We start from the raw sequence: 24,449 nt of genomic DNA, 5'->3' as shown, positions 1-24,449 counted from the left end.
TAATGGATTTATCTACATGGACATTAGAACAGAAAATTGGTCAATTATTTATTTGCGGTTTTCATAGTCTTGTTCCAGATGATCAAATTAAAAAATTAGTTAGTGATCTTCATGTTGGTGGTGTAGTTTATTTCCGCCGCAATGTACAAACGATAGAACAACTAGCTACGCTGTCACGGGATTTGCAAGCACTTCCACGCAGTAAGGCTGAAATACCGTTGTTTATTTCAATAGATCAAGAGGGCGGAATGGTTTCGCGTTTGGATCATGACGGTGTAAGCCGGATTCAAGGAAACATGGCGCTGGGTGCTGCAAATGACTTGACTCTTACTGAAGAGGTAGCTGTTTTAGCAGCTAAAGAGATGCTTGGTCTAGGTATTAATTTAAATTTTGCTCCTTGTGTTGATGTTAACAACAATCCTGGCAATCCAGTTATTGGGGTTCGGTCTTTCGGTGAAAACCCGGAGCGGGTTGCTGAACATGGTGCTGCCGCAATTCGGGGATATCAGAGCCAAGGTGTCAGTGCAACAGCTAAACATTTCCCGGGACATGGGGATACCGCGGTAGATTCTCATCTTGGATTGGCCGTAGTTCCACATGATAAGGATCGATTGAACCGTGTAGAGTTACTTCCCTTCCGTAAAGCTATTGAGGCAGGGACTGATGCGATTATGACAGCACACGTGATTTTCCCGGCCTTTGAGCCTGAGGATATCCCGGCGACATTGTCTCGTCGAGTACTTCATGATCTATTGCGAGAAGAAATGGGTTTTGAGGGAGTTATCGTTACCGATTGCCTCGAAATGCATGCTATTTCAAAGCATTATGGCATTGCTGCAGGCGCAGTTCAAGCTATTCAGGCGGGTGCGGATATTGTGCTAGTAAGTCATACCTTAGAGGATCAAGTCAATGCGATTCAAGCAGTGCGAGAAGCGGTCATTCAAGGTGCTTTAACCGAGGATCAAATTAACACTTCAGTTGAGCGAGTCTTGGCCCTAAAGGCTAAGCGAATCAACGATATTGATTTGGCAGCTACTTTTAATCCAGAGAAGATCTCTCTGACACCGGTTATAGAGAGTGAATCACTGCTACGTCGGGTTGCTGAGCACAGTGTAACATTGGTCAATAATTCGGGTAATCTTCCATTACATAAAGATCAGCCTGTACTGGTCGTATGGCCGGAACTGCGGCATCGGACAGAGGTAGATGAACCATCCGTACATGTATATAGTCTTGGAGATGCACTTGAGTCTTATGTTGATGATATTGTACTCAGTATTATCGGTACGCATCCAACAGAAGAAGAAATACAGTCCGTACTTGAACAAAGTGGCGAATTTTCTCAAATCATCGTTGTGACATATACTTCGGAAGGTGAAATCCCTGAAGGACAGCGCCGTTTGATTGAAGCTTTGCATACAAAAAAAGGATCAGAGTTAATTGTTGTTTCTACACGGAATCCATATGATATACTAGGATTTCCACAAATCGGCACGTACTTGTGTCTATATGAGAATCGGTCATTTTCACTAGATGCACTTGCCAAAGTATTAACGGGAAACCTGGCTCCAAAAGGTATACTTCCAGTGAGTCTAAACTCTGAGTATCCCGTAGGACATGGCCTCTAATTTACTTATTTACAAGAGTATCACTCGTAATAATTCTCCAAAATTGACCTAAATAATAACTTTTTATAAGAACCGGGTAGGATACCGCATTTGTGGTTATTCTATGCGGTTTTTACATTGCAATAATAAATAGCAACTTTTTCTCGTTAACAGCGTTAAATACTATGTGAATATAATCAGAGAGTCATAAATTGTGAGCAGAAGGGGTTTAGGCATGAATTTCAAAAGAATACTCATCACCGCGATATTAGTTACTTCGCAAGTGGCGATGGTCCTTCCTGTAAGTGCAGAAGAGGCTGTCCATAGTACTACAAACGTAGCAGAACAATCGGTCAATACACCTGATTCGACAAATCAGAATCAGGATCAACTAGAGAATAACGGAACCGAATTAAGTAATGAATCGGACATAGTGGAAGATGGAGCAGAGGGAACAGAAGGTGAAGTAACCCCTCCTGTGACGGAACCAGTTACAGAACCAGTTACAAATCCAGTTGATCCAGGTGCGACGACTGCGGCCGGAACAGGCGAACTAATCTTGATGATGAACAGCAATAAGATGTATCAGAACGGTAGTTTGTTTATTGCAGGGAACCCAATGGAGGTTAAGAAAGGTGTATCTTACGTTGCGATCCGGGCAATTGTAGAACGCGCTGGATTACAACTAAGCTTTGATAATAAGACGAAAGAAACTATAATTACACGCGGCAGTGACGAATTACGTTTCCAATTTAACAAAAGCACTTATAAAGTTAATGGCGTAGTTAAGCCGATGAAAGGTACGTCTTACTCAGCAAAAAACAATTTCATGGTTCCTCTGACTGCAATTACAGGAGCTTTGAATATCCCATATACAGTTGATCAGCCTGGGAAGCGGGTTATTCTGAGTCTTTCTACTAATCCAGTGGCCTCTTTTAGTGTAGGAAACAAAGAGATCGTTGCTGGTGAGACTGTTGTTCAATACTCAACTAATTCCTATTCTCCATCGGGTTTAGAAATCGTTGAAGAACAATGGGAAGGTCGTGAAGACACCTTTACCACCCCGGGTAGCTATCTGGTTACTTATCGCGTAAAAGATTCTAATGGACAGTGGAGTAATCCATTCTCCCTTACTTTAAATGTTGTTAAGCCACATACACCGCCTGTAGCGAACTTTACAACAGATAAAGATACTTACAAAATGGGTGAACTGATTAACTATACGGATTTTAGTACAGATGAAGAAAACTCAATCAAGGATCGGGTATGGGAAAATAAGGAGCTTGCCTTCTTTAATCCAGGACCAACAACCATTCGCTTGAAAGTTACAAATAAATACGGATTGTACTCAACGGTAGAGAAGACAATCACAATTACGGATGAAGTATTGTATACAAAAGATGAATTTAATAAAATCTTTACCCCTGTAGGGGAAAAATATACATTTGATGGTACAGTAATTCCAAGTTGGACCAAAGTGAATTACTCGTTCACATCTGAGCCTACTACCTTAATTCGTAGCAACAGCCCAGAAACCGTATATTCCGAAGGACGTGTGTACACTGAAACGGCAACGGGTAGTACACGTTTTATGATCCACCATGTGAATTCTACGGGTAAAAATGTGAAGATGTATGTCATTGCTACCAATAAGAATACGGAAACAACACGTTTGACACAAACCACTATGGGATTCGGTGGACCATCTCCTTACGCAACAGCGGCGGGTAGAGCTTCAGTTAATCGTTATTATGAATCCTTGCAAACAGGAAAAGATTATAAGGATGTGTGGATTGCTCCAGGTGAAAGTAAGATTGTCATGACGGAGTTGAATGCTAATCCTATGAAACCGGGAGAAGTTATTTCTCTATACTCAGATTTGTATAGCGATCATACCCTTCAATACGACGTTATTATGATTGATGCAAATAAGGATCCTTTTAAAACACTGCCTACGTTGGATCTATTGGCGGCGGATGTGCATAACCGCGGCACCTATATGGACGCCAATCGTAATATTGAATACAATGAATTAGTTGGTGATTCACCAGTCCGCCTCATGATTGCTGATAATTCCACTGATCCTTTCCAAATAGGTACGGGTCCTCAAGGCGAATATCAAATGAACTCAGGTAACTTCGGTGTTGTCTACAAGATCAAGTTGTATCGTGTAGCACCAAATACTTTGATCACCTTTAATCCTCGTGGGGGAAGATATTACGGATCCATGATGGTTAATGGGGAGATTGTCCAATTATCTAGCTCGGGTAGTCTGTCAGCACCTAACGAGAACAGTGTACTGTTCCGTTCAGGAGACCGGGAACAAACGGTTGAGTTCACGTTCACTGCTGCACCAGGTAGTAACTTGTCCGTTAACCTTCTTCTGCAACCATTGCCGGAGATCAAACATTAGTTATAATATCAAATCGATGCTACCTATGGAGATAGGCTCCTAGGTAAAGTAGTAGAGGACGCGGAGTATCATAGCCGCGTCCTTATTGTTATATTTTTGAGTAAAATTTTCGGTTCGTTTTTATTCAAATATGATGCTAGGGATATCTTTCTTGGCGTCTATGAACATTGACGCTGTCGTCTTTTTAAGGCATTATTAGAAGAAATAAGCTACATGTTTGAAGGTTTAGACGGGAGGAAAGTCATATGCTGTCAACAGACCAAATTATCGGGGTCATGTCTGCCCGAGGATTACGGATTACCGATCAGCGGAAGAGTCTAGCCAAACTGTTCGCAGAGCGGAATGGTTATTTAACACCAAAGGACGTATATGAATATATGGGGAAGCAGTACAGCGGACTCAGTTTCGATACTGTATATCGTAATTTGCGAGTGATGGACGAGCTTGGGGTTCTGGAGCAAGTGATGTTCGAGGACGGTCTTAAATTTAGAGCCAGTTGTAATGAGGATCAACACCACCATCATATGATTTGTTTGCAATGTGAGAGAACATATCCGATTCATTTTTGCCCTATGCCATTGACCGATGCACCGGATCAGTTTCAAGTGGTGAAACATAAATTCGAAGTTTTTGGTTACTGTAAAGACTGTCGTCCTGTCAGTCAAGAGGCGTCGCAGTCACCATCACAGCAGGATGGGCTCTCTTAACATGGCTGTCATGCGCAAAGTAGTTCAGGGTCCTATCCATGTCTATCGTAAATTTATCTCACCTTTGAAGCCTCCAACATGTCGGTTCTATCCTACTTGCTCTGCCTATGCGTTGGAAGCCATTGAAGTTCATGGTGCAATTAAGGGTTCTTGGTTGGCGGCGAGAAGGATTGGAAAATGTCATCCCTTTCATCCGGGGGGGATCGATCTTGTTCCACCAAAGTCTACTCGGGGCAAGAAGGAACAGGAACAGGAACAGGAACAGGTATAGACGTCTTGACAGGGTTACTATCTTTTCATAATATTAGACTTATACATTTCTGATGAATGGATGAAGTACAAGGAAGAGTTCAGCAACAGAGAGCCGGGGGAGCTGCAAACCGGTCTGAATCAGCTTTGGAACATGGTCCAGGAGGAATTGCTTTCGAGCTAGCGGCATTTGCTGATAGTAAGGGAGTGACGCGGAATCCGGCGTTAATGGAGGGTCGTAAAGACCGACAGAGCCCGTTGTCTGCGAAGACATGGGGAATTTGGGTGGTAACACGTGAGTAATCTCTCGTCCCATTATGGGGGGGGAGTTTTTTGTATGCCTATAATTATTGAGGAGGAACAATTTATGTCAGCAAACAAAACGTTCTATATCACAACGCCGATTTATTATCCGAGTGGTAAGCTACATATCGGACATGCCTACACAACGGTGGCAGGTGACGCCATGGCACGTTATAAGCGGCTACGGGGGTATGATGTACTATACTTGACGGGAACAGATGAACACGGACAGAAGATCGAACGTAAGGCTGAGGAGAGCGGGAAGACGCCGCAACAGTTCGTTGATGATATTGTCGGTGGGATCAAAGAACTATGGAAGAAGCTTGATATTTCATATGATGATTTTATCCGTACGACTGAACCTAGACATAAGATCGTCGTGGAAGAAATCTTCGATCGGTTGTTGAAACAAGGTGATATTTATAAAGGGGAATATGAAGGATGGTATAGTATTCCTGACGAAACCTATTACACAGAAACCCAATTAGTGGATGTGATAAAGAATGATCAGGGAGAAGTCATCGGCGGTAAAAGTCCGGAGAGTGGACACCCCGTGGAACTTGTCAAAGAGGAATCTTATTTCTTCAAGATGAGCAAATATGTTGACCGATTACTGAAATATTATGAAGAGAATCCAGGTTTTATCCAACCAGAGTCCCGTAAGAATGAGATGATTAACAATTTCATTAAACCTGGACTAGAGGATTTAGCAGTATCTCGTACAACTTTTGAATGGGGTGTCAAGGTTAAAGGAGATCCTAAACATGTTGTATACGTTTGGATCGATGCTTTGTCGAACTACATTACTGCGCTTGGATATGGAACGGATAATGCTGAGAAGTATGAGAAATTCTGGCCGGCGGATGTTCATTTGGTAGGTAAGGAAATCGTCCGGTTTCACACCATTTACTGGCCGATTATGTTGATGGCTTTGGATTTACCATTGCCGAAGAAAGTATTTGGACATGGCTGGTTACTTACGAAGGAAGGCAAAATGTCCAAATCCAAAGGTAATGTTGTAGATCCTAACATGCTAATTGATCGTTATGGTCTAGACGCGGCAAGATATTATTTTCTACGTGAGGTTCCATTTGGGTCGGATGGAGCATTTACGCCGGAGAGCTTTGTTGAACGGGTGAACTCAGATCTTGCTAATGATTTGGGGAATTTACTTAATCGTACAGTAGCGATGGTTAATAAATATTTTGATGGCAAAGTTCCTGCCTATCAGGGAAATGTGACGGCATTTGATAACGAGTTGAAAGAAATGGCGCAACGAACCATTCAGAAAGTGGAGGAAGTCATGGAGAATCTAGAATTCTCTGTAGCACTAACCGCCATTGGCGCATTTATTAGTCGGACCAACAAATATATTGATGAAACACAGCCATGGACCTTGGCCAAAGACGAGTCCAAACGGGAAGAACTTGCTTCTGTTATGGTTCATCTTGTAGAGGCATTGCGTATTGCATCTGTTCTGCTACAGCCTTTCTTAACGAAAGCTCCGGCTAGAATTTGGGAACAATTAGGGATCAGTGAGGGAGAATTAACTACATGGGAAAGTGCTAAAACTTTTGGCCTTATCCCTGAAGGTACGAAGCTTGGTATTGGGGAACCGATTTTCCCGCGGCTTGATGCAGAGCAGGAGGTTGCTTATATTGTGAGTGAAATGAATGCTGGAGCGCCTGTTCTAGCTGCTGAAGCTGCACCATCTTCGTCCGCTGAAGTGGTTAAACCGGAGACCAAGGAAGAAATCGGAATTGACGATTTTGCCAAGGTAGAGCTTCGTGTAGCTGAGGTAATCGCTTGTGAACCTGTACCAAAGGCAGACAAACTACTTAAACTGCAGCTGGATCTCGGATTTGAGCGCCGTCAAGTAGTCTCCGGTATTGCAAAGTTTTATAAACCGGATGAGTTGATTGGCCGTAAGGTCATTTGTGTGACTAATCTGAAGCCTGTAAAACTACGTGGTGAGTTGTCTCAGGGGATGATCCTCGCTGCTTCGGAAGGTGATAACCTGACACTAGCTACAGTTCCGGTTAGTATGCCAAATGGCGCAGTTGTGAAATAGAATCATCTGAAAGAGCTATTCTAAAGGTTTTATATAACCTTAAGAATGGCTCTTTTTACTTTTAAGAGATAGTTTAAGAAGTCTAAGAATGAGTTTAGTAATTTGCAGAGATACTTACGGTATAACTATATAATTCCTGAATAATATCTCTATGATCCTAAGAAGATCAGCGACAGAGACGGGAAAAAAGTTGACAATGACTTGGAAATGACCCTATAATCCTTATAGTAATTATTACGAATAAGAAAGGGAGAGATCTAGTGGCTTCTTTAAATAAAGTATGGAAGTACTCGTTCATGATGATGATATTGATATTGATACTCGCAGGTTGTGGGAAAAGTGAGGGCGGCGAAATCGTATCAGGGAAAGTAAATGTGGTGACAAGCTTCTATCCTATCTATGAGTTCGCTAAGGAAATAGGAGGAGAGGAAGCGAATGTGATTAACTTATTGCCTACAGGTGTGGAACCGCATGAATGGACGCCACGCAGTAAAGATATTTTGAATACTTCCAAGGCTGAGCTTTTCCTTTATAATGGTGCGGGATTGGAAGGTTGGGTACCTAATTTCATGAAGGGTTTTGGCAGTGATTCCAATGTAAAGGCAATTGAAGTTAGCCAAGGCATCTCTCTCATCGCGGCAGAAGGCGAAGACGATCACGATCATGGTCAAGACGAGTCAGCTGATCATCATCTTGATCCTCATACTTGGGTTAGTCCTAAATCGGCATTAGTAATGGTAGAGAATATCAAGAACAGTTATGTAGAAGTAGATCCAACCAATAAAGATAAATATGAATCCCGCTATGCGGCTTTGAGTGAAAAATTAATTGAATTGGATGCTAAATTTACAGAGCAACTGTCTAAGACCACACATAAGGAGATTGTCGTATCGCATCAAGCATTTGGTTATTTGTGTCGTGACTATGGGTTGACGCAACATGCGATTATGGGGTTGTCTCCAGAAGCGGAACCGAGAGCACAAGATTTAATATCGCTTTCTAAACTAGTAAAAGAAGAAGGGATTCAGTATATCTTCTTCGAAGAGCTAGTATCAGATAAATTAGCAAAAACTCTTGCATCCGAAACAGGAGTGAAAACATTGGTTCTTAACCCTGTTGAAGGGTTGACGAAAGAACAAGAGCAAGCAGGCGACAATTATTTCACGTTAATGGAAAGAAATTTACAAAATTTAATTCTAGTCTTACAATAAGCAATAGCTTGAACTGGAAGGATGAACAAAATGAAATCAGATAGCGCCGCGTCTGCGGGATATTGTCACGATAAAATTATTGAACTTAATGATGTTTCTTTCTCCTATAATGATCAAAAGGTGATTTCCGATTTTAGCTTTGTTGTAAAGGAGCGAGATTTCGTCGGAGTGATTGGTTCGAATGGGGCCGGCAAAACGACGTTGTTACGCATGATGGTGGGACTTTTGAAACCTACTAAGGGAGAGATCTCGATGTTTGGTCAGCCCATCAGACGGTTCCGTGATTGGGATCGAATCGGATACGTGCCACAGAAGAACGCATTTAATCCGTTGTTTCCTGCGACAGTGCGAGAAGTAGTGTTATCCGGTTTATACAGTAACAAGATGATGTTTCGCCGAGTAGGGAAGGCTGAACAGCAGAAGTGTGATGATGCACTTGAAGTTATGCGGATCACCGATATCGCGGATAAGCGAATTGGACAATTGTCGGGTGGACAACAACAACGTGTATTTCTGGCAAGAGCGCTTATTAATAAACCTGATCTATTAATACTCGATGAGCCAACTGTCGGAATTGACGCACAGACACAGAGTGATTTCTTTGAGCTTATCTTTCATATGCATGCCCATCATCATATGACTTTCCTGATGGTATCGCATGATATCGACATCATAGAAGGGTATTTGGGTCAGGAGCCACGTGATCATTGTGGAGCAATTAAATTATATGTACGACATTCGCATGAGCAGGACTGCGCCATTCCTGACTTGCAGCACTCGCTAACTTAGTTTTTTATAAAAATATAAATTTTCATGAAGTGGTTTTGCGCAAAACTTAGCTTATGCTTTCGATGTTAGTTTTGCTTTGCAAAACTTGGCTTATGCTTACGAAGTAGTTTTGCTTCGCAAAACTTGGAGGAGTTGTGATACTTGGAAATATTAACGGTTGATTTCTTTCAAAGGGCGCTAACTGGTGGTGTGCTGATAGGGCTTACGGCCCCCCTGATTGGCATCTTTTTAGTTCTTAGACGACTATCGATGATTGGGGATACGCTTGCCCATGTGACGATAGCGGGTGTAGCCTTAGGGTTTCTTGTTGGGGTGTACCCAGTGGGTATGGGGCTAATCTTTGCTGTTATAGCTTCATTCGCGATAGAGAAGCTTCGTAAAGCATATAAAGGCTATGCCGAATTATCTATAGCTATCATTATGTCGGGTGGTGTAGCGCTAGCTTCGTTGTTCTTTACGCTTGGAATGGGTTACAATACGGATGTTGTTAGTTATTTGTTTGGCAGCATATATACGTTAGATACTACAGATTTGTATGTTGTTGGTGCAGTGACTGTAATTGTGGTTACTGTGATCGCTGTATTTTTCAAAGAATTTTTCCTTCTCAGTTTTGAAGAGGATGCTGCCGCTGTAAGTGGATTGCCAGTTAAATTACTAAACATGCTCATTACTATCATGACTGCACATGTAGTTAGTACTGCAATCAAAATTGTCGGAGCACTGCTAGTGTCTGCGCTTCTTACAATTCCTGCAGCTTGCAGCCTGATTATTGCTAGAAGTTTTAAATCTTCGGTAGTTTTCTCTGTAATCATTGCTGAAATTGCCGTTGTAGCAGGATTAATGATTGCGGGGATTTGGAACTTGGCGCCGGGTGCGACGATTGTGTTACTATTAATTGCAATGTTAATTTTGACACTTCTCGGTAAAAAGGGGCTTTCTGCATAACAAGGCATTATAAAAAAATATCTTATGTGGCAATCATTTCAGAGCTTATCTCAATTAAGATTTGGAGGTAATTATGGCTGATCTCAATGTTTGGCTGGCTTTTGGTGCGGGAGTTGCTTCCTTTGTCTCTCCGTGCTGTTTGCCACTTTATCCGTCTTATTTATCTTATATTACTGGTATGTCGGTACAAGCATTGAAGGATGAGCAAAGTACGCGAGAAGTTCGTTTCCGTACGATGACTCATACGCTGGCTTTTATTCTTGGTTTCTCAGTCGTGTTTTACACGTTGGGATTGGGAGCAGGATTGTTTGGTGATTTTTTCAACGCTAATCGCAGCTTAATTCGTCAACTTTCCGCTATCCTAATTATCGTGATGGGATTATTCTTGCTTGGGATTTTTCAGCCACAGTTCCTACTTAAAGAACGTAAAATGAATTTGAAATTCAAGCCGTCAGGATATGTCGGCTCTTTTATTTTTGGGATTGGATTCGCTGCTGGTTGGTCACCTTGTGTAGGTCCAATCCTGGCTGCAATTATTGCCATTGCTGCAAGTGAACCAGGGGTTTGGTTAAGCATGATCACCGCATATACACTCGGATTCGCCTTGCCTTTTTTTGCAATGGCCTTTTTTATTGGATCAACAAAGTGGATCCTCCGTTATTCCGGTATCATCATGAAAGTTGGCGGAGCGCTTATGTTGCTAATGGGTGTACTACTATTTACTAATCGGATGTCGCAGATTACAATCTGGTTACAGCAAATAACGCCAGAATGGCTTAAATTCTAAAAAAAACGATCAAACTTCATGCGCACTTGCCAAGGGACAAGTATAACATGTATCATAAATAGAGAGTGTTTCATTAAGGTTAAGTTACCGTTAACTCATTGAAAAGAGGTTATTATCGAATGCCAACGCCCAGTATGGAGGATTATTTGGAGCGTATCTATAAACTGATCGACGAAAAGGGATATGCTAGAGTTTCAGATATTGCAGAAGGTTTGGAGGTTCATCCATCTTCTGTAACTAAGATGATTCAGAAATTGGATAAAGATGAATATTTGATTTATGAGAAATATCGTGGGTTAATACTAACAAGCAAAGGCAAGAAGGTGGGTAAACGACTCGTTGATCGTCACCATCTGCTGGAAGAATTCCTGGGAATGATCGGTGTTGAACATGAAAACATTTATCGTGACGTGGAAGGGATTGAGCATCATTTAAGCTGGGACTCCATCACCCGAATATCCACGCTGGTTGAATATTTCAAACGTGATAGTTCTCGAATTGAAGATCTTAACAACGTTCATCAGGAGATTCTTACTGAATCTTAAAAAAAGCATCTGTCTTTAATTAGACAGATGCTTTTTTTATTTGTTCTACACCTAACCGCAACTCTTGTACCATCGAGAACGTTAAAAGAAGGTAGGAGAATTTCTCCATACAAATAATAGAATCTCGGAGGTTACTGATGAAATCTTTACGCACATGGCTTATTCCTCTTCTCATTCTGATTATGTTTTCTTCCACCGTCGGTCAAGTGGGGGCAGCTTCTCCCCGCGATATTACTATTTATTTGGATGGTGTGTCTTTATCTAGTGATGCAGCACCTTATATTAAACCCAAAGAGAATGTTACGATGGTTCCCCTCCGAGTTATTAGCGAGGGATTAGGAGCGACTATAGATTGGTCACAAGCTACTAAGAGTGTAACGATAATAAAAGATGAGAATACGATATTGCTTCGCACTGGTAATAAAACTGCGCAAGTGAATGGCAGCCCTGTTAGCTTGGATGTGTCAGTGGAGAATATTAAGGGCCGCACGATGGTTCCTCTTCGCTTTGTAAGCGAACAATTGGGTCTAAATGTAGATTGGAATCAGATATTAAAAACGATTACTCTGACCTCAAAGGATAGTGTTGTAGAGCCTCCGGAATTCGAACATCCAGATACTACACCGCCAGTGACTGTAGAACCACCAATTACTGAAGGCCGTCAGGATGAACTGCGTGGAGCGTGGGTTTCTACGGTGTTTAATTTGGATTGGCCAAGCAGTGGTTCCTATGGAAAAATGGAAGTTCAAAAAAATGAATATATCAAACTACTAGATGAGTTGCAGGGTATGGGGATGAATGCGGTGTTCGTTCAAGTACGTCCTTCAGCGGATGCGATTTATCCTTCAAATCTGGTGCCTTGGACTTCCTTCCTGACAGGAACTGCAGGTAAGGATCCAGGATATGATCCATTGCAATTCCTTATTGAGGAGACTCATCGCAGGGGAATGGAGTTTCACGCTTGGTTTAATCCGTTCCGGGCAAGTACAGGAAGTGATACTAGCAAGTTACCAGCAAACCACGTAGCTAAAGAGCATCCTGAATGGATCGTTAAATTTGGTTCTACCTTGTATATTAACCCTGGAATTCCGGAAGCAAGGCAGAGTATTATCAACGTGATTATGGAAGTAGTACAGAGATATGACATTGATGGTGTCCATCTAGACGATTACTTTTACCCGACTGGTGAGACAACATCTAGTAAATTTAATGATGATAGCACTTATAAAACCTATAACTATATGCAATTTACGAATAAAGGAGATTGGCGTCGAGATAACATTAATAGTTTCGTTCGTGACCTTGGTCAAAGTATCGAGGCTGTAAAGCCCGCTATTTCTTATGGAATTAGCCCATTTGGAGTATGGCGGAACAAAGCGACGGATATCACTGGATCAGACTCTAAGGCGGGGATAACTGCCTATGATAACTACTACGCTGATGTACGGACATGGATACAGAACGGTTGGATCGATTATGTAGCTCCTCAACTGTACTGGAGTTTATCGCGTAATGAGGTTCGGTATGACATATTGGCTGATTGGTGGGCCAATGAAGTTAAAGGGACGAATGTGAAATTATTTATTGGCCATGCGCCATACAAACTAGGCACTAAAGAGATTGGATGGAACTCAGCTTCTGAAATTATCAATCAATTGAAATATAACGAAGGTATTCCAGAGATTAAGGGTAGTATTTTCTTTAGCGCGAAGGAATTGCAGAAAAATCCATTAGGACTTATTCCGTTATTACAGTCATATTACGGATCTTAAAAATAGCATAGAGACAGCCCTCGACATCATACATAAGAGTAGACTTATGTATGGGATTGGGGGCTGTTTCTTTATGCTGATTAATGGCGTGTTCGAGGGTGGAGGCGTAAAAGGGATTTCATTAGCTGGAGCTGTGCGGGCTGCTGAAATTCATGGAGTAAGGTTTCAGCGGGTTGCTGGAACCTCGTCGGGATCGATTGTAGCCTCGCTTATTGCAGCGGGTTACACAGCAGAAGAAATGAAAGATATTATTATGTCTACATCTTTTACTCATTTCTTGAAGAGAGCGGCTATTTTTAACACTCCCATTGTAGGACCTGCACTACGGGTAATGCTCAAAAAAGGACTTTACTCGGGTGAGGCGCTCGAAGAATGGATACGGAAAGTTCTGAAGTCCAAGGGAGTGAGGACTTTCGGTGATTTGGAGAAAGGGAAGCTAACGATCATTGCTTCTGACATAACTAGCGGAAGAATTTTAATTCTTCCAGATGATTTAGCAAGACTAGGAATTAACCCGGAAACATTCGAGATTGCAAAGGCAGTAAGGATGAGTTGTAGTATACCTTATTTCTTTGATCCCGTTCTGTTACGATTACCAGCTAAACAGGCCAAAGGGAAAACATTTGCAGGTCAATTTCTACACATTGTTGATGGGGGGATGCTAAGCAACTTTCCATTGTGGTTATTTGATCAAAATTGCAGAAGCCCTGGTGGGAAAATAATTCCGACGGTTGGTTTTCAAATGGTGGGTAAAAATAGCAATCAACCGCATGTCATTAAGGGACCATTCAGCATGCTTCAAGCTATGGTGGAAACAATGCTATCGGCCCATGATGAGAGATACATCGAACAATTCAATCGGTATCGTACCGTAAAGATTCCCACACTTGGAGTCGGTACAACTCAGTTTGATATTGATAAAAAAGAAAGCTTGCTGCTTTATGAATCCGGGTTAATGGCCGGCAATCGCTTCTTCGAGGACTGGAATACCCAGTATTACGAAGAGCAGTTCATAAAGTATCAGCAAGCTAAAGGGACGGAAAACTAATTAGTGATATTTAGGTGTATCGTCGTTCTTTCCTTTTTGGCCTTCAATGACCTGAAACGGATAATGCTTACGTTTCTGTCCTGAGCCTGTAGTCGTGGTTTGACGCCGTTCCGCAGCTACCTTGGCCATCGTACGGGCAGAAGGTTTGACTTTGGGATGTTTTGATTTCCGATATTTTTTAGGCGGAAACTTATAGAGCCAGAATATGATCCCTAGAACGAGTACTGGAGGGAGAAAAGAACCTAGGTTCAATTTGCCTCCTCCTAAGAACAAAAAATCTACAAGATAGAATACCGCAAGTCCGATGGTAACCCAGAAAATAATGAATTGTTTCTTCATGAATCCATCATCCTTTCGCGGGATCCAAAGTGGAATGGCCTACTGGTGATTCCACTACACCCTCTCGTTCGAAGCGAGCGTCTAATTCACGCATCCGATTAAATGATGCTATGGACACTTCCACTTGGTCGTCCGTTGGTTCTTTGGTTGTTAGGAGTTGTAACCACAATCCTGGATATCCAAGAAAACGCAGTACAGCAATATCTCTAACGGCATTAGTTAACCGCAACATTTCAAAAGAAATACCAATGACTAGAGGAAGCAGTAGGACGCGGATATACATTCGTTCCCATACGTTATCCCAGCTAAATAAGGAATAGATGATTACACCGACTATTACAGTCAGGATGATAAAGCTACTGCCGCACCGATAATGGAGGCGGCTATATTTCTGTACATTCTTAGGTGTAAGTTCTTCGCCATGTTCATAGGCAGTAATGACCTTGTGTTCAGCACCATGATATTGAAACAAGCGTTTGATTACCGGCGTAAGTGTCATAAGCCATAAATAGCCGAGTAGAAGCACAATTTTGATTATACCTTCCACCAACGTATGCAAGACACGGTTATCAAATGCATGCTGGAACAAATATTGTTCCACAACCGCAGGGACAAGCGTGAATATAAGCTTACCTACAATAAAAGATAGGATACCGGCGATAGCAACACCTACAATCATCGTAAGTGAGAATCCCGATTCATCTTTTTCTTTTTGTTTGGCGCGTTCTTCTGGTTCTGTTTCATCATCTGCCATGGCTTCAGCGGAATAATTCAAGTGTTTGGAACCTTTGGCACTGGAATCGATAATGCTGACGAGTCCGCGAAGTAACGGAATCTTGCGAAGCCGCTTAACCCAAGCCTTATCTTGCTTAGGTACTTCTAAAAAGGTGATCTCTCCGGATTTTCGGCGGACTGCTGTTACATTGACATGTTTGCCACCAAACATGACACCTTCGATGACGGCTTGACCACCGTAAATTGCTGGTTTAGATTCTTGAGGCAAATATTTCACCTTCCCTAACTGTTAATAGATCCATTGTAGCGAATTTTCGTAGCAAATTCTAGTTTGTTTAGTCTTATTAAAAATGGTCATACTAATTGCGAATTTGATATAGATCAATTCCAAAGGAGAAACGAAATATGAATCAACATCATCAAAACAAAAAGAAGGTCACGAATGTCTGGTTATTTGCTCTGAACATTGGTTTTTTTGCGGGATTCATATGGGGAGGAATTAAGGGCTTGTTTTATTATATGAGCTTTACTACTGTGCTCCCAGGATACTTGTTGGAGCCATTTTTTAAACATAACTTTCTGAATAGTCAGCTAGGGTACTATGTTGGTTGGTTATCTTTTATCGTGTTCTCAATTATCGTGACAACCTTGTATACGTTGTTTCTCCGAAAGCTGAAGGGACCTATTCCAGGGCTCGTTTATGGGATCGTATGGTGGATCATTATATTTCTGGTTATTGGTCCTATGACACATATGACGATTCCTTTTCGCGAACTATCAATTAACACCTTTATCAGTGAGTTTTGCCTTTATTTACTATGGGGATTATTTATCGGCTATACGGTGGCTGTGGAATACAATGACGAACGGCAACGAGAACCGGAGAAGGCATATCAGTAGGGACAAAAAAGCTTCTCAATTAGCCCTTTTTTATGTTAAAATTACTTTTGGTTAATTCACATCATAGATGTGCTAAGCAATGAACGGACTGAAAAGGGGCGCACATAATGGCGAACACTCGTGTTATTCGGCTTCGGGAAGCTCTTGAGCTTCAAAATTTGGAGGCCATATTGATTACTGGAGAGGTTAACCGCCGCTATTTGACGGGGTTTACTGGGAGTTCAGGATATGTTCTGATTACGGGACAGAGAGCCTATTTGTTAACAGATTTCCGATATATGGTACAAGCGTCCGAACAGGCTGTAGGTTTTGAGATTGTTGAGCACGCTGCTTCCGTTACGGATACACTAAAGGAACTGTTACAGGCAGGGCAAATCAGTCGGCTTGGTTTCGAGGAAGAGAATGTTGTGTACTCTACATATCGGAGCTATGAGACTGCATTAAGTCCTTGTCAGCTTATTCCTGTAGCTGGACTCGTGGAAGATTTGCGAGTGTTTAAGGATGAGGAAGAGTTAGCTATTATGAAGCAGGCGGCAGATCTTGCTGACCGCACGTTCCATCATATGTTGGGAGTACTTAGACCTGGCGTTACGGAATTGGATATGGCGCTTGAATTGGAAGTGTTCATGCGTAAGAATGGAGCCACTTCAAGTTCTTTTGAGACGATTATAGCATCTGGGGAACGCTCTGCCCTTCCTCACGGGGTGGCGAGTGAACGAGTTATCAAAGGTAACGAATTTGTGAAAATGGATTTCGGTGCTCTCTTGAATGGCTATTGTTCAGACATTACCCGTACGGTTGTTCTGGGAACTCCAAATGACAAGCACCGCGAAATTTACGACATTGTGTTGGAAGCACAACTACACACACTTGAGTTTCTTCGTCCTGGTATGACAGGAAGGGAGGCTGATGCTCTAGCTCGTGATGTTATTACCCGATATGGCTATGGTGATCAATTTGGTCACAGTACGGGTCACGGCCTAGGCATGGAAGTACACGAAGCACCTAGGTTATCCAAACTTAGCGATACGGTTCTTCAACCAGGGATGGTCGTGACAGTGGAGCCGGGCATTTACCTGCCGGGATTTGGCGGCGTCCGGATTGAAGATGATGTTGTCATTACAGAGAACGGTATTCGCCGTCTTACTGAATCGACAAAGGATTTTACCGTTATTGCCTAGAAGTTATGATATATTTTATTAATTAAAAAACTGGTGTTAACTTTACCCAAGGAGGTTCTCTTATTGATTTCAGTAAATGATTTTAAAACAGGCTTGACCGTCGAAGTAGACGGAGATATTTATACGGTGCTTGACTTTCAGCACGTTAAACCAGGGAAGGGCGCAGCATTTGTCCGTTCCAAATTGAAAAATCTTCGTAACGGAAATACCGTTGAGAAGACGTTCCGTGCCGGTGAAACCATCGGACGAGCTATTATTGAAAACCGCGATGTACAGTACTTGTACGCTAGCGGTCAAGAACATTCTTTCATGGATAATGAAACTTATGATCAGTTTACTTTGACTTCTGATCAATTGAAGTGGGAACTTAATTTCCTAAGAGAGAATATGAATGTAAAGATCATCAGTTACCAAGGCGAAATCTTGGGTATTAATTTGCCAAACAGCGTTGAACTACGCGTTGTAGAAACTGAACCAGGAATTAAAGGAAATACGGCTACTGGTGCAACTAAGAATGCCAAACTTGAGACTGGCCACAACGTTCAAGTACCTCTATTCATTAATGAGGATGATGTATTATTGATCGATACACGTGAAGGTAAATATATTTCCCGCGCGTAGTGGGGAAATAAGTCACAGTATCTCTACAAAAAAGCTTTCTCCTCCATCTTTAATAGGTGGAGGAATTTTTTTATTCGTATTATACTGGTTTAAAGCGTTACCGATAGTAGGAATGAAATGAGTACTATATAAGTTAAATTAAAGAACAATGATATAGCGGAGAGAGCGAAATGATTCTGAAAAAGCGAAGCGGTCGCCTTTGTCCCCGAATTTCAACCATTTAAAAAATAAATAAAGAAATTCGGGGACAACAGCGATTGTAAGAACATTTCGTACTCGTAGCTTTATCACAATCGATAGTTAAACTTATATAGATTAAGGAAGATCACATTGGGGAGGGTCTGATTTGGCTTTATATGTTATGAAATTCGGAGGAAGCTCCGTAGGGGATACAGAACGGATGATGCGTGTCGCAAAACGTGTCGTAGAGAAACAAGATGAAGGACATAAAGTTGTCGTTGTTGTTTCTGCGATGGGAGACACGACAGATGATTTGATTGATCAGGCGAAATTGCTCAACGAACAGCCGCCATTACGTGAAATGGATATGTTGATGACAACGGGTGAGCAAATATCTGTTGCTTTACTATCGATTGCAATTCACGCGCTCGGACGCAGCGCAATTTCATATACGGGATGGCAGGCTGGGTTCCGTACTGAACCTGTACATGGTAAAGCGCGAATTACGGATATTCATCCAGAGCGGGTCCAGCAGGCTCTAAACGAGAACAATATCGTCATCGTTGCAGGCTTCCAAGGGATGACGGAAGATGGAGAAATTACGACGTTTGGTCGTGGTGGTTCTGATACAACCGCAGTAGCTTTAGCGGCAGCAATTTCTGCAGACTATTGTGAAATTTATACAGATGTTGATGGAATCTATTCCACCGACCCGCGGATCGTCAAGAATGCACGTAAGCTGAAGGAAATATCTTACGATGAAATGCTGGAATTGGCTAATTTAGGGGCAGCAGTGTTGCATCCGCGTGCTGTAGAATATGCGAAGCACAATCAAGTTCGTCTTGTTGTCCGTTCAAGCTTTAATCATAATGAAGGTACTGTCGTGAAGGAGGAAGTCAATATGGAACAAGGTGTAGTAGTCAGTGGTATAGCCTATGATAAGAACGTAGCCAGAATTAGCATCTTAGGAGTTTCTCATATTCCTGGCGTATTAGCGAAAGTATTTGGTTCGCTTGCCGATGTCAAAATTGATGTAGATATCATTGTGCAAAGTGGCGTACAAGATGGGAAAGCTGATTTCTCCTTTACAGTTGGCCTTTCGGATCGTGAGAACGCAATAAACGTAATCAACGGTATTCGCGGAGAGGTTCCTTTCGAGGATATAACTTCAGAAGAAGGACTTGTTAAAGTATCTATTGTTGGTGCTGGTATGGTCAGTCATCCAGGCGTTGCCGCACAAATGTTTGACGTTATTTCGAAACAGGATGTTAACATTAAAATGGTCAGCACTTCAGAAATTAAATGTTCTTGCGTTATTGATGGAAGTAAATTGAATGAAGTGGTGAAGGCACTCCACACTGCTTATGGTCTTGATACGAAAGAACAGGTATCAGTTGGTGGTCCTGAGGATAGACGTTAGGAGATTTTGTAATTATATATATTTTCACAGGAAGATCCGCAGCTTTATTGCGGGTCTTTTTTTGTGCGTCGGAAGGTTTATCCAAGTTTGTGAGGGGTTACAATCCGTCATACAAAAAAAGATTTAAATAATTTGCTATTTTAAGACATGGGAGCGATAAAACAGAAGTATGTTTAGATATACCGGCCATAAACTTATAGCAGATACTAATTTTTAATAGGGACATCACTGTGAAAGAGGTGCTTTCATGAGAAAAAAAGAAATCGTAGCCATGCTGCTGGCTGGAGGACAAGGCAAGCGGCTCAAGGGACTTACTAGAACTCTTGCCAAGCCTGCGGTGTATTTTGGGGGCACGTACAGGATAATTGACTTTCCACTAAGCAACTGTTCTAACTCGGGCATCGACACAGTGGGAGTTCTGACGCAGTACGAGCCGCTGGTGCTCCATTCCTATATTGGGGTAGGAACGGATTGGGATATGGACCGCAAATACGGTGGTGTGTTTGTGCTGCCTCCGCATGAACGGGAGGACGGGAGCAACTGGTACCGGGGGACTGCGGATGCCATTTACCGCAACGTGAAGTTTATCGAACAGTTTGATCCTAAGCACGTACTCATTTTGTCAGGCGATCATATTTACAAGATGGATTATAAAGCGTTGTTGCAGTATCACAAGGAACGGGATTCCGATTGCACCATCTCGGTTATTGACGTTCCATTGGAAGAAGCAAGTCGATTTGGAATCCTGAACACAACTGACGATTTGCAGATCTATGAATTCGAGGAAAAACCAGAGCACCCGAAGAGTACGCTGGCGTCTATGGGAGTTTATATTTTCAAATGGGACGTATTACGTGCACATCTATTGGAGGATGCTGTGAAGCCGTTCTCTTCGTATGATTTCGGTAAGGATATCATTCCGCTGATGCTCCAAAATGACAAGAAATTGTTTGCCTATCCTTTTGAAGGATATTGGAGAGATGTAGGTACCGTTCGCAGTTTATGGGAAGCCAATATGGACCTGTTATCTGATGATCCTCCACTAGATTTGAATGATTCATCCTGGCGGATTTATACACGAAATCCAAATCAGCCGGCACAATACATCGCGCCTCAGGCCATTCTTAAAAATTGCATCATTAATGAAGGATGTATTATACACGGGAAGGTAGAACATTCAGTCCTCTTCTATGGTGTAGAGGTAGGGAAAGATAGTGAAATTACCGACTCAGTCATTATGCCTAAAGTGAAAATCGGGAAGAATGTGCGCATTCATAGAGCGATTATTAATGAGGACATCGTCATAGAAGATAATATTGTCATTGGTTCGGAGGATGAAGGTGACATTCTATTGATTGATAGTGAAGAAGATGTTGAGTTGTACCTTACAAGAACCAAACAAAGCTAAATGAGGACGGTGATTACGGAATGAAGCCATTACTCGGAGTAATTAGTCTTGATCACGAACTGGACCAGTTAAATGAACTTACGTATTTTCGCTGTGGTGCATCGGTGCCTTTTGCCGGGCGGTATCGGCTGATTGATTTCATACTGTCAAATATGATGTATGCCGAGATTGTAAGCGTAGGTCTCTTTATTCGTCGAAAATACCGCTCCCTCCTGGATCATTTAGGCGACGGGAAACCTTGGGACTTGGACAGAAAGCGAGGGGGGTTATTTATTCTACCGCCTGATTGGAATGATCCTACAGACACTTCGCGTGGCGAATTGCAGCATTTTCATAATAATCTCCATTTCTTTCGCCGCTCACCAGGTAAATATATTGTGTATTCCGGAAGTCGCCATATCAATATGGTTGATATTAGAGAAGTTTATCAGCAGCACTGTGAGAGTGAGGCTGATGTTACAGTAGTATATAAACAGGTCGAACAGCTTGAACCTGAGCATGAAGGATGCATAAGGCTTAATGTAGACTCTTCCAACAAGGTAACGGGTATTCATCAAGAGAAGGATAATCACAATATTTACATGGAGATGTTTGTCATCGAGAAAGAGCTCTTTTTAGACATGGTAGATTTGTGTATAGCGCACGGAGGTAGCCACTTCTTTCGGGATGTAATTCAGAAAGGTCGCGGAAATCTAAAGGTTGCTGCCTATGAATATAAGGGATATCATGCCGTGATTAATTCAGTTCAAAGCTATTATAAGAATAGTATGGATCTCCTGAAACGGGAGCATTATTTGCGCCTCTTTGGTAAACAAGCGGTACAAACGAAGATAAAATATGAAGCTCCAACTAAATATCTAGCGGATGCTAAAATAAGTAATTCGCTTGTCGCAAACGGTTGTGTGATCGATGGATGGGTAGAGAATAGCATTATTTTTCGAGGTGTTCGGATTGAAAAGGGTGCCAGAATTATAAATTCAATTGTAATGCAGAAGTCCATCATTGAGATGAATGCAAATATCGAGAACGTAATTATGGATAAAGATGTGATAGTATCTCAGAATCGTACGCTCATGGGAGCGCCGCAGCAACCTTTTGTCATTGCCAAAAGCAGCATACTTTGAAGGAATAATTCATTCAGTAATAACACTTCCAAACTTGATGAGAAATAGAAGGCCCGCGAGATTTTTTTGCGGGTCTTTTTGTTTCTTTTTAATAATAAGAGAATTTTATGCATAACGATAAGAGAGACGAGCTAAGACGAACCCTACAAAGAAGGAGGTAACTATGCTCGATAAATTTGTAACAAGTATGGCAACGTTACGGATTGTCTCTGGGACAATTGAGATTGCTGCAGCGTTACTCATGCTTAAGCTTGGGCGGGTTGATAAGGCATTAGTCGTCAACTCAGCGCTTGCTTTTGTGGGACCGACAGTACTGATCATTACCACGACTATTGGACTTGTAGGTATGGCGGATAAGATTTCCTGGGGAAAAATGTTGTGGATAGGTTGCGGTATAACATGTCTCTTAATTGGTATTTTGAAGAAATGATAGATTTACCGTCATAAAGATAAAGTACAAGCATACACATGAGATATAACAGAAACCATTTAGATAAATAAGAGACAGAGTCTTGGGGGGGGATGCTAATGAACCCAAGTTGGTTATCCGTATTTCCTGATAACATCCGGGGATTATTGCTAAAGTTACCTGCCTCTATCTTTGCTGGGCTGGAGGAAATTCGTATCCGTGAAGGACGCCCTCTTGAAGTCAATGCGGTCGGTCGTCATTATTTTCTGACTTCCAGTGGGGAGTTAACTAGTAATCCTAACCTTGGCTTCAAGACGGGGAAGCAGGATAGCAACACGCTACTCGATTTGATGACGAATCACTCCCTCTATACGATGGAGGAGGAGTTGCGAAGGGGATTTATTACCATTGCAGGTGGTCATAGGATAGGACTTGCTGGAAGGACTGTACTTAGTGGGGGGCGGGTCGAGCATCTTCGTGATATTAGCGGATTTAATGTTCGTATCGCTCGCGAAGTACAGGGGATTGCCGATCATATGATACCTCAACTTCTAGATTTCAAACATCAGAGTGTGCAACATACCTTAATACTCTCTCCACCACAACAGGGGAAAACGACTCTGATCCGTGATTTGGCTCGTCAGATTAGTAATGGGACCTGGGGTCACCCAGATGCCAAGTGGCCAGGACTCAAAGTGGCTGTGATTGATGAACGTTCCGAAATTGCGGGGAGTAAAAGGGGTGTACCCAGCTTCGATGTTGGAACTCGGACAGATGTGATGGATGGTTGTCCCAAAGCAGAGGGCATTATGATGATGATTCGTTCGATGTCTCCTGACGTTATTATCGTCGATGAAATTGGACGTGCTGAGGATGCTGAAGCACTCGCTGAAGCATTGCATGCTGGAGTACGAGTAATTGCCACGGCGCACGGTTCTAATGTTAATGAACTGACATCGAGACCTGCACTGAGTAAACTGTCAAATCCCCCCTTCTTTCAGATTTATGCGGTATTGAATCGTACGGAGAAGGGACTTGCCTTCCGGTTGTGGGACGGAAAAGGAAGAGCGATCCAGACTCATGAGCCAGGCTGGAGAGGCGGGGTTGAACATGCTTAAAATGTTAGGGGCTGCGCTAGTTATCTTGGCTGCTACGCTTGTTGGATGGTACCAAGCAAAGCAATTTGCAAACCGTCCAAACCAAATCCGCCGGCTTATCCTGGCTCTGAAGAGATTGGAAACAGAAATTATGTATGGCTTCACCCCTTTGCCTGATGCTTTACAGCGGATTGCGGATCAGAATAAGGAACCCATCAAGTCACTGTTTGTAGTTGCTGCGGAGAATATGAACCCTCCAAGGAACTGGACTGCACAGAAAAGTCTAGAGCATGCGATCGAGAGTGGGTGGGGAAGGACGTCAATGAAGAAGCCGGAGAAAGAGGTAATGAACCAGCTTAGCTATACGCTCGGGACAAGCGATCGGCAGGATCAAATCGGACATATTGTCACAGCTGTTCGGCAATTGGAAAGTGAAGAGGCCGCTGCGCGAGACGAGCAGTCCCGCTACGAGAAAATGTGTAAGAGCTTGGGATTGCTGAGCGGAGCGTTCATCGTTATCTTATTCTACTAATTGCATTCCCCTCTCCATTCGATGGTCGCTGTGAAATTGATAGTGAGGTGCCAAAT

At 42.3% G+C, this 24,449-nt stretch carries 24 protein-coding genes; 22 read left to right on the top strand and 2 right to left on the bottom strand.

All coding sequences use genetic code 11. The annotated features are described in order from the left end of the window. The first annotated feature begins 2 nt into the window (after positions 1-2). The 13 genes from nagZ (at position 3) to NST85_RS18975 (ending at position 14,447) form a co-directional block, all read left to right on the top strand. Positions 3-1,628, top strand: coding sequence for a beta-N-acetylhexosaminidase (nagZ, locus tag NST85_RS19035; RefSeq protein WP_127190989.1), 1,626 nt, complete (start codon positions 3-5; stop codon positions 1,626-1,628). A gap of 214 nt (positions 1,629-1,842) precedes the next feature. Further along, the gene (locus NST85_RS19030; RefSeq protein WP_341190094.1) at positions 1,843-4,020 is read left to right on the top strand and encodes a copper amine oxidase N-terminal domain-containing protein; all 2,178 of its coding nucleotides are present in this window, start codon (positions 1,843-1,845) and stop codon (positions 4,018-4,020) included. A gap of 245 nt (positions 4,021-4,265) precedes the next feature. Continuing rightward, positions 4,266-4,727, top strand: coding sequence for a Fur family transcriptional regulator (locus tag NST85_RS19025; RefSeq protein WP_127190987.1), 462 nt, complete (start codon positions 4,266-4,268; stop codon positions 4,725-4,727). A gap of 1 nt (position 4,728) precedes the next feature. Further along, complete coding sequence (gene yidD / locus NST85_RS19020; protein WP_341190093.1) at positions 4,729-4,998, top strand: membrane protein insertion efficiency factor YidD; 270 nt, start codon at positions 4,729-4,731, stop codon at positions 4,996-4,998. A gap of 56 nt (positions 4,999-5,054) precedes the next feature. Further along, the gene (locus NST85_RS19015; protein ID WP_127190985.1) at positions 5,055-5,279 is read left to right on the top strand and encodes a hypothetical protein; all 225 of its coding nucleotides are present in this window, start codon (positions 5,055-5,057) and stop codon (positions 5,277-5,279) included. Between the two features lie 64 nt (positions 5,280-5,343). Further along, positions 5,344-7,350: a methionine--tRNA ligase gene (gene metG / locus NST85_RS19010; protein WP_341190092.1), complete on the top strand. Its 2,007-nt coding sequence runs from the start codon at positions 5,344-5,346 to the stop codon at positions 7,348-7,350. A 296-nt stretch (positions 7,351-7,646) separates the two neighbouring features. Then, a complete protein-coding gene (locus NST85_RS19005; RefSeq protein ID WP_445671185.1) occupies positions 7,647-8,561 on the top strand; it encodes a metal ABC transporter substrate-binding protein in 915 nt (304 codons plus the stop codon). A gap of 30 nt (positions 8,562-8,591) precedes the next feature. Further along, the gene (locus NST85_RS19000; protein ID WP_127190983.1) at positions 8,592-9,350 is read left to right on the top strand and encodes a metal ABC transporter ATP-binding protein; all 759 of its coding nucleotides are present in this window, start codon (positions 8,592-8,594) and stop codon (positions 9,348-9,350) included. A 141-nt stretch (positions 9,351-9,491) separates the two neighbouring features. Continuing rightward, positions 9,492-10,295, top strand: coding sequence for a metal ABC transporter permease (locus NST85_RS18995; RefSeq protein WP_341190091.1), 804 nt, complete (start codon positions 9,492-9,494; stop codon positions 10,293-10,295). 73 nt (positions 10,296-10,368) lie between these two features. After that, positions 10,369-11,082 carry a cytochrome c biogenesis CcdA family protein gene (locus NST85_RS18990; protein WP_341190090.1) on the top strand — a complete coding sequence of 238 codons (714 nt, stop codon included), beginning with the start codon at positions 10,369-10,371 and terminating at the stop codon, positions 11,080-11,082. Positions 11,083-11,201: 119 nt separating this feature from the next. Next, complete coding sequence (mntR, locus tag NST85_RS18985) at positions 11,202-11,627, top strand: transcriptional regulator MntR (protein WP_127190980.1); 426 nt, start codon at positions 11,202-11,204, stop codon at positions 11,625-11,627. 137 nt (positions 11,628-11,764) lie between these two features. After that, positions 11,765-13,399: a family 10 glycosylhydrolase gene (locus tag NST85_RS18980; RefSeq protein ID WP_341190089.1), complete on the top strand. Its 1,635-nt coding sequence runs from the start codon at positions 11,765-11,767 to the stop codon at positions 13,397-13,399. A 73-nt stretch (positions 13,400-13,472) separates the two neighbouring features. After that, the gene (locus NST85_RS18975) at positions 13,473-14,447 is read left to right on the top strand and encodes a patatin-like phospholipase family protein (RefSeq protein ID WP_341190088.1); all 975 of its coding nucleotides are present in this window, start codon (positions 13,473-13,475) and stop codon (positions 14,445-14,447) included. Here NST85_RS18975 and NST85_RS18970 read toward each other — a convergent pair whose 3' ends face one another. Further along, the gene (locus NST85_RS18970) at positions 14,448-14,786 is read right to left on the bottom strand and encodes a hypothetical protein (RefSeq protein WP_127190977.1); all 339 of its coding nucleotides are present in this window, start codon (positions 14,784-14,786) and stop codon (positions 14,448-14,450) included. A 7-nt stretch (positions 14,787-14,793) separates the two neighbouring features. After that, positions 14,794-15,789, bottom strand: coding sequence for a DUF1385 domain-containing protein (locus tag NST85_RS18965; RefSeq protein WP_307396001.1), 996 nt, complete (start codon positions 15,787-15,789; stop codon positions 14,794-14,796). Between the two features lie 137 nt (positions 15,790-15,926). Here NST85_RS18965 and NST85_RS18960 point away from each other — a divergent pair, with 137 nt between their 5' ends. The 9 genes from NST85_RS18960 to spoIIIAB all read left to right on the top strand — a co-directional run bounded on the left by NST85_RS18960 (position 15,927) and on the right by spoIIIAB (position 24,393). Continuing rightward, positions 15,927-16,421: a YqhR family membrane protein gene (locus NST85_RS18960; RefSeq protein ID WP_127190975.1), complete on the top strand. Its 495-nt coding sequence runs from the start codon at positions 15,927-15,929 to the stop codon at positions 16,419-16,421. 107 nt (positions 16,422-16,528) lie between these two features. Then, the gene (locus NST85_RS18955) at positions 16,529-17,602 is read left to right on the top strand and encodes a M24 family metallopeptidase (protein ID WP_127190974.1); all 1,074 of its coding nucleotides are present in this window, start codon (positions 16,529-16,531) and stop codon (positions 17,600-17,602) included. 63 nt (positions 17,603-17,665) lie between these two features. Then, positions 17,666-18,223 (top strand): elongation factor P, encoded by a 558-nt coding sequence (efp, locus tag NST85_RS18950; RefSeq protein ID WP_127190973.1) that lies wholly within the window; start codon positions 17,666-17,668, stop codon positions 18,221-18,223. Between the two features lie 346 nt (positions 18,224-18,569). Further along, a complete protein-coding gene (locus NST85_RS18945) occupies positions 18,570-19,823 on the top strand; it encodes an aspartate kinase (protein ID WP_127190972.1) in 1,254 nt (417 codons plus the stop codon). Positions 19,824-20,070: 247 nt separating this feature from the next. Next, positions 20,071-21,231 (top strand): glucose-1-phosphate adenylyltransferase, encoded by a 1,161-nt coding sequence (locus NST85_RS18940; protein ID WP_341190087.1) that lies wholly within the window; start codon positions 20,071-20,073, stop codon positions 21,229-21,231. A gap of 20 nt (positions 21,232-21,251) precedes the next feature. Continuing rightward, complete coding sequence (gene glgD, locus NST85_RS18935) at positions 21,252-22,355, top strand: glucose-1-phosphate adenylyltransferase subunit GlgD (protein WP_341190086.1); 1,104 nt, start codon at positions 21,252-21,254, stop codon at positions 22,353-22,355. Positions 22,356-22,518: 163 nt separating this feature from the next. Further along, the gene (locus tag NST85_RS18930) at positions 22,519-22,785 is read left to right on the top strand and encodes a YqhV family protein (RefSeq protein ID WP_127190969.1); all 267 of its coding nucleotides are present in this window, start codon (positions 22,519-22,521) and stop codon (positions 22,783-22,785) included. Positions 22,786-22,883: 98 nt separating this feature from the next. Then, on the top strand, positions 22,884-23,882 hold the full coding sequence (gene spoIIIAA / locus NST85_RS18925) for a stage III sporulation protein AA (protein WP_127190968.1): 999 nt from the start codon (positions 22,884-22,886) through the stop codon (positions 23,880-23,882). After that, positions 23,875-24,393: a stage III sporulation protein SpoIIIAB gene (spoIIIAB, locus tag NST85_RS18920; RefSeq protein WP_127190967.1), complete on the top strand. Its 519-nt coding sequence runs from the start codon at positions 23,875-23,877 to the stop codon at positions 24,391-24,393. Before spoIIIAA ends, spoIIIAB begins: the two co-directional genes overlap by 8 nt. Positions 24,394-24,449 lie beyond the last annotated feature (56 nt).

Origin of the sequence: Paenibacillus sp. FSL K6-2524 (genome assembly GCF_038005525.1) — a bacterium.
GTDB classification, from domain to species: domain Bacteria; phylum Bacillota; class Bacilli; order Paenibacillales; family Paenibacillaceae; genus Fontibacillus; species Fontibacillus anaericanus.
Note: the sequence above shows the minus strand (reverse complement) of the source record. Positions and strands in the feature narration are given on the sequence as shown.